Below are 2,563 nucleotides of genomic sequence, written 5' to 3' on the forward strand. Positions count from 1 at the left end.
CGTACCTGCTGGGCTTCCATCCCACCGACAGCCTGGTCTGCGTCGGTGTGCACGGCGGCGGCGCCGCGGTCGTCGCCCGCCTCGACCTCGACTGGGCCGACGGGACCAGCCGCGCCGAATCCGAGGCTGCGGCGGCCAACGTCGCGCAGGTGGTCTCCCGGCACGCCTCGTCGGCATTCCTGATCGGCTACGGCGCCGACGCCGGCGTCGCCGCGGTCGCCGGTACCCTCCGCGCCGCCCTGCAGGTCCGGTCCGTGCCGGCGCGCGGGGTGCGCGTGACCGGGCAGCCGGTTGTACTGCCTCAGCTGTCCCGGCTGCGCCGCCGACGACGTCGCCTTCGACCCGGCCGGCACGGCCGCCGCTGCGGCAGCCGTCTTCCAGGGCGTCAGCCCGCTGCCCGACCGCAGCACGGTGCTGGACAGTGTCGCACCGCTGGAGGCCGGTCCGGAATCGCCGATGGCCGCCGCCAGCCAGGTCGCGGTGCGCGAGCTCGAGACGATGCTGACCGCCCGGCCGGGTGATTCGGCGGACGCGCTGCTCGACGCGGCGGAGCAGGCGGGGATCGCCGCGCTGCGCCGTGCCGTCGACGCCACCGGCCGGCGGTCACTGTCCGACGAAGAGGCCGCCCGGCTCAGTGTCCTGCTGATTCTGGACGCGGTCCAGGAGGCCGCCTGGACCGGCTGCGACGGCACCGACGCCCAGCTGTGGCTGTGGGGCCAGCTGACCCGCCGCACCGTCCCCCCGCTGGCCGCGGCGCCGGCCCGCCTGCTGGCGGCCACCGCCTACCTGCGCGGCGATGGTGTGCTGGCCCGCGCCGCCGCCGAGCGGGCCCTCGAGACCGACCCCGGCGATCGGCGGGCGCAAACCCTGGTCGCCGCCGTCGACGTCGGTCTCTCGCCGGACGAGTGGCGCACCCGCTCCCGCTGACCCGGCCCGTCCGCCTGATCCTTCGGCCTGACTCGTCTATCTGACTCGTCCACCTGATCCGGTGCCCGTCCGGGCGCCACCGGCCTCAGCCCGCCATCCGAGCGGGACCTCACCTCACGCGCGAGGCGGCCGGCTGGTGCCGGTCGCCCCCGTGCGCCGGAAGGAGACGTGACCACCGTGCCCACCACCGCCACGATCACCACTGCCACGATCACTACCACCGCGATCATCACCGCCGCGGTGCTGATCGTGTTGTTCACCGCAGCCGCCCTTGGTGGCGCCGCGTTCTGGCGTCGCGCCACCCGCCGCTGCGTCGCCGCGCTGCGCCAAGCCGATGCGGCCGCCCGCCGTGACCCGCTCACTGGGCTGAGTAATCGCACCGCGTTCCAGCACGCCATCACTGGGCGCCCGGCGGCGCTGATCCTGCTCAATCTCGACGGCTCGGCCACCTGCCGGCGCCTGATCGGCGACCGCATGTTCGACGAACTGCTGGTCATTCTCGCCGGCCGGCTCACCCAGCACACCGACGCCGCCGGCGACCGGGTGTTCCGGCTGCGGCGCGACGAGTTCGCCGTCCTCACCGACCACGCGCCCGGACCGCTGGCCGACCGGCTGCTCGCCGCCATCGCCGAACCGGCCGAGCTGGGCAGCAGCTTCGCCGTCACCGTGGAGGTCACCGCCTGCGCCGGTGTCGTCCACCAGCCGAACACCCGGACAGCGCTGCGGCACGCCGACACCGCCCTGCGCACGGCAAAAAACGGCGGTCGCGGCCGGACCGTCGTGTTCACCCCCGGCGTGCACCAGCCGGGCACCCGGTAGGCCGGCCCGCTGCCGCCCGCCACCCACCTCGTCCCGACGGGGAGGCTGGAGCCCGCATGGCCCCAGCCTCACCCGCCGCCACGAGGCGGAGAACACGAGGCGGAGAAACAGGAGGGCCACCATGGCCACACACCACAGAAACACGAGCCGGACCGCACCACCGGCCGCCGCAACGCGCTCCCGGTCGGTCCGGCCGGGCACGACCCCGCAAGGCCGGGCGTCATGAGCGCCGACGACGAACGCCGGGCCAGGGCCATCCTGAGCTGGCTCACCGAACCGGGCAACGCCACCATCACGGCATCGATCACCGGCAACGGCGCGACCGGGGCGCTGACCGCACTGACCGACGACATCCTGCCCACCGTGGTCCGCCGCGAATGGCGCGACCGCGAACCGCAGCTGCTGCGCCGCCGCGCGGCCCGGGCCGCCGACACCGCACTGGCCGGACCGGACCGGCTGGTGATCCCGGCCGACGCCGACTGGCCACCTGCCCTGCCCGCCGACGCGGCCGTGGGCCTGTGGACCCGGGGAACAGCACCAATCGCCCCATCGGGCCGATCGGCCATCCCGGCCGGCTCGGCCACGGAGACAGTGGCGAGGTCCGTCGCGATCGTCGGCGCCCGCGCGGCCACCGCCTACGGCGGGCACGTGGCCACCGAGATGGCGACCGGGCTGACCGACCGCGGGTTCGCTGTCGCGGCGATCAGCGCCTTCGGCGTCGCCAGCGCGGCCATCCGGGCCGTCCTGGTCGCCGGCGGGCGGCCGACCGTGGTCCTGGCCGGGGGACTGGACCGCCTGTTCCCGGCCGGCCTGCGCG

The 2,563-nt window shown here is 75.5% G+C and carries 3 protein-coding genes and 1 pseudogene; all 4 read left to right on the plus strand.

Annotated elements, in window-relative coordinates:
* Window positions 1–47: 47 nt before the first annotated feature.
* Window positions 48–215 (plus strand): annotated as a pseudogene (locus tag AB0M20_RS37550) (hypothetical protein); the annotation flags it as partial.
* Window positions 216–291: 76 nt separating this feature from the next.
* Window positions 292–927 (plus strand): DUF4192 family protein, encoded by a 636-nt coding sequence (locus tag AB0M20_RS37555; protein ID WP_364305564.1) that lies wholly within the window; start codon window positions 292–294, stop codon window positions 925–927.
* Between the two features lie 168 nt (window positions 928–1,095).
* The gene (locus AB0M20_RS37560; RefSeq protein WP_364305567.1) at window positions 1,096–1,746 is read left to right on the plus strand and encodes a GGDEF domain-containing protein; all 651 of its coding nucleotides are present in this window, start codon (window positions 1,096–1,098) and stop codon (window positions 1,744–1,746) included.
* A gap of 222 nt (window positions 1,747–1,968) precedes the next feature.
* Window positions 1,969–2,563 (plus strand): DNA-processing protein DprA (locus AB0M20_RS37565; RefSeq protein ID WP_364305568.1); only part of this gene is annotated, 595 nt, incomplete at its 3' end.

It is taken from the genome of Actinoplanes sp. NPDC051633, from assembly GCF_040681735.1.
Classification (GTDB): Bacteria; Actinomycetota; Actinomycetes; order Mycobacteriales; family Micromonosporaceae; genus Actinoplanes.